A 4,016-nucleotide genomic window follows, 5' to 3' on the forward strand; every position below is an offset into this window, starting at 1 on the left:
GGTGGAGATCTATCGTTCGACGAAGTGACCACTTCGCCGTGCGTCAGCCCTGTCCTGCGGCGCCCCTCCGGACATGAACGCCTCGAAAAGAAGCGCGGAGGCGCTTGCAAGCGCGGGGCGCTTGAACGATAATCGCGCGTCTTCCCAGTTGGCACGTGGGCCGGCATGCCCGTCTTAAGACCTTCCCTTCATGAAGGCCGACGCGCAAGGCCGCCAGGGCGACCGACACCATAACTAGGAAAGTTCTTTCAAATGAAGCCGAACATTCATCCCGAGTACCGTCCCGTCGCTTTCATCGACCTCTCGATCAACAAGACGTTCATCATCCCCTCCGCGGTCCAGACCAAGGAGACGACGGTGATCGACGGCGTCGAGTACCCGCTCTTCAAGCTCGATACCTCGTCGGCGAGCCACCCCTTCTACACCGGCGCCCAGACCCGCATCGTCGAGGCCGGCCGCGTTGAGAAGTTCCGCGCCAAGTTCGCCGCCAAGAAGCAGGCTCTGAACAGCGCCGCCGAAGCCGCCAAGGCCAAGTAACTTCCGGCGTTCGGGCGTCCCGCGGGCCGACGGCGCTCCTCTTCGGGGAGCGCGCGCGGCCTTTCCCAACGGGACGCCGCTCTCGGCAGAGCTCCGCCCGTGCGGAGGACGCCACGTCCTCCGCTTCAGGCGGAAACAAAGAAAAGGAGAGACCCGAAACCACTTCGGGGGCTCTCCTTTTCTTTGCTTTTGCGGCTCCGCCCTTTGAATCCTCCGCACCCGACGGCTCCGTCCGTCGGGTTCATTTGAGAAGAGAGTCTTCCCGCATGCTCACGCAACGTCCCACGCCCGCATTCATGTCACAGGAGGCCGCGAGGAAGCTCCCGCGCCTCGCGCTTCTCGCGCTCCTCGCCGCCTTCATCCTGAGCGGCCTCTGGGCGCAGGACTTCTGGACGCTGCGCGACGCCGAAGCCTTCGGCATCGCCCGTGAAATGCTCTCGGGCGACGCCTCGGCGCTCCTCCTGCCGCAGATCGCGGGCGAGGCGCTCCCCTATGCCGGCCCCGCCGCCCCCTGGGCCGCGGCCTTCTTCATGAAGCTCTTCTCGGGGCTTTTGGGCGAAGTGGGCGCCTACCGCCTCACGAGCCTCTTCTGGTTCGCGCTTTCCACCGCCGCGCTCTGGTACGGCACCTGGCGGCTCGCGCGCCGCAGCGAGGCGCAGCCCGTCGCCTTCGCCTTTGGCGGCGAAGCCGAGCCCCGCCAGTACGGGCGTGCGGTCGCCGACTGCGCGGTGCTCCTCTTCGTCGCCACCTTCGGCATCTTCGCGCGGCAGCACGAACCGGTCGCCGGGACCGTGCTCCTCGCCTGCGCGTCGTGCGTCTTCTTCGGCATCGCCCTCACGCTCCGGCGCCCCGAAGCGGGCGCCTTCGTCACGGGGCTGGCGAGCGGCTTCGCCGCACTCACCACCTCGGTCGTCCCGGGGCTCTGGCTCATGGGGGGCGCGGTTCTCGTGCACGCCTTCGCGCGCACCTTCCCCGGGAGCCGCGACCGGCGCATCCTCACGCTCCTCGCGGGCGCGGCGCTCCCCGTCGTCGTCTGGCTCGGCCTCGTGCTCGCCCTCACGGGCGCCGAGGGCGAGGCGTGGCTCGCCGCCTGGGCCGCCGAAGAGGCCGAGCGCTTCGACCTCGTCGAGCCCCGCACGGTCCTCTGGATGATCCGCACGAGCCTCTGGTTCCTGCTCCCGGCCTGGCCGCTCGCCCTCTGGGCGCTCTACAGTTGGCGCCGGCAGATCGACCGCACGCAGATCCTCGTGCCCGCCGTGTTCGTCGTGACGGCGCTCTCGGCCGGGCTCTTCACCGCGCCCGCCGCGGCCGAGTCGCTCCTTCTCGCCGCCGTGCCGGGATTCGTCGTGCTCGGCGCCTTCGGTCTCATCACGCTCCGGCAGTCGCGCGAAAACCTCCTCGACTGGTTTGCGATCTCGGTCTTCAGCGTCGCCCTCGCGGCGCTCTGGCTCTACTGGTTCGCCAACCTCCTCGGCTTCCCCCCGAAGATGGCGCGCTCCATCCAGATGCTCTCCCCGGGCGTCACGGCCGAATTCGGCCTGGGGTTCGTCCTCCCCGTCCTCGCCCTCGTCCTCTGGGTGGTCTTCGTCGTCTGGCGCCTCACGCACCGTCCGATCGTCGTCTGGCGCGGCCCCTGGCTCGCCGCCTCCGGCATGACCGCCGCGGCCGTCACGCTCTGCGGCCTCTGGCACACCGCGATCGACATCAACCGCTCCTACGCCGCGCCGGCGAAGACCGCCGCGGCGGAGGCCGTCCGCATCACCGGACGCCCGGCGCCTCTCGTGGACGGCGCGGGGCTTCCTGCGGGCGTGCGCGCGCTCTTCGCCTGGTACGGTCCGGTGCGCTTCACCCGGCCGGGCGAAGCAGGCGACGTGCGGCTCGTGCGCACCCGCAGCGACGAGATCCCCGCCGACGCCGTCTCCATCGAGATCTCGCGCCCCCACACCAACGAGTCCTTCTACCTTGTTCCCGCCAACCGCCGCTGACCCCGACCCCATTCAATGACCACGAACCTCACTCCTCCCGACATCTCCTACAAGGCGCTCTTCCGGCTCGCCGGCCCGATCTTCGTCGCGAACGTCTCCATCATCGGTAGCGGCACGATCGACACGATCATGGGCGGGCAGCTCGGCCGGGACCACCTCGCCGCCATCGCGCTCGGCATCGCCGCGACGATCTCGGTCCTGATGGGGTTGGTCGGCGTGCTCCAGGGGCTCTCGCCCGTGGCGGGCCACCACTACGGCGCGCGGAAGTTCTCCGACATCGGCGTGGACATGGGCCAGGCCATGTGGCTTGTACTCGGGTTCTCGCTGATCGGCGTGCCGGTGCTGATGGCAACCGACTTCTGGATGGAATTGGGCGGCGCCGAGGGCGAGGTGCGCCGCATGGCGACCGAGTACATGTTCTGGACCGCGCTCGCTCTTCCGGGCTCGATGGCCGCACGCACCTTCATCGCGGTGAACGCCGCCGTGTCGCGCCCGCACGTGACAATGTGGGTGTCGCTCGCGATGCTCGCCCTCAAGGCGCCCCTGAACGCCGTCTTCATGTACGGGCTCTTTGGGCTCCCCGCGATGGGCGGCGGCGGCGCGGGCGTCTCGTTCTTCATCCTCACCTACCTCTCGCTCATCGCCTACTGGGTGATCTGGTCGAAGGACAAGTACTACGCGCGCATGCACGCCCCCGGATTCGTCGTGCCCCTCTGGCCGCGGCTCGCGAATCTCCTCAAGATCGGCGTGCCGATGGGGCTGTGCACCTTCTTTGAGGTCTCGAGCTTCACGCTGATGGCGATCTTCGTCTCGCGCCTCGGACCGGCGATCATGTCCGCGCACCAGATCGTCGCGAACCTCACCTCGATGTGCTACATGATGCCGCTCTCGCTCGGCATCTCCACCTCGGTGCTGATCTCGCAGTGCCTCGGCGCCCGCTGGCCCGCCGTCGCCTACGCATGCCTCAAGCGCTCGCTCAAGCTCATGGTGACGATCGCGGTGGCCGTCTCCGTCGCGCTCTTCCTCTTCCGCGGCGCCGTGGTCTGGCTCTACACGAGCGAGGTGCAGGTGCACGACCTCGCCGTGTCGCTCCTCACCTTCGGCTGCCTCTACCACGTCTTCGACGCCATGCAGTCGGTGTCGAACTTTGCGCTGCGCGGCTACCGCGTCACCACCGCGCCGATGGTGATCTACGGCGTGATGCTCTGGGGCGTGGGCCTCGGCCTCGGCTACCACTTCGCCTTCTCGGGCGCCTGGGCGGGCGGCCCCTGGGGCGTCTACGGCTTCTGGGGCGCCACTGCGGTGGGCCTCCTTCTCACGGGCATCTCGCTCACCGCCATGGCGGTCTGGGTGGGCCGGCAGTTCGCCCGCGACGAGCAGCACTCGCCCGAAGAGGTCGCCCGCGCGATTGCGGCCGCCGAAAAGACCGCCTGACACGGCCGGAGAGCGGCGCCGCCTCCTCCCCCCGCAAGAGAACGCGCTCGACGGGCGGCC

The 4,016-nt window shown here is 69.0% G+C and carries 3 protein-coding genes; all 3 read left to right on the top strand.

Annotation, left to right across the window (positions count from 1 at the left end; genetic code table 11):
* The first annotated feature begins 252 nt into the window (after window positions 1-252).
* The 3 genes from ACT6Y9_RS09190 to ACT6Y9_RS09200 all read left to right on the top strand — a co-directional run bounded on the left by ACT6Y9_RS09190 (window position 253) and on the right by ACT6Y9_RS09200 (window position 3,956).
* On the top strand, window positions 253-537 hold the full coding sequence (locus ACT6Y9_RS09190; protein ID WP_295476785.1) for a type B 50S ribosomal protein L31: 285 nt from the start codon (window positions 253-255) through the stop codon (window positions 535-537).
* Between the two features lie 266 nt (window positions 538-803).
* Entirely contained in the window at window positions 804-2,522 is a 1,719-nt protein-coding gene (locus ACT6Y9_RS09195) for an ArnT family glycosyltransferase (protein WP_443744309.1), read from the top strand.
* Between the two features lie 15 nt (window positions 2,523-2,537).
* Window positions 2,538-3,956, top strand: a complete 1,419-nt coding sequence (locus ACT6Y9_RS09200) for an MATE family efflux transporter (RefSeq protein WP_295476789.1) — start codon at window positions 2,538-2,540, stop codon at window positions 3,954-3,956.
* The last annotated feature ends 60 nt before the right edge of the window (window positions 3,957-4,016 follow it).

Origin of the sequence: Sutterella sp., assembly GCF_052272535.1 — a bacterium.
In the GTDB taxonomy this organism is placed as follows: domain Bacteria; phylum Pseudomonadota; class Gammaproteobacteria; order Burkholderiales; family Burkholderiaceae_F; genus Sutterella.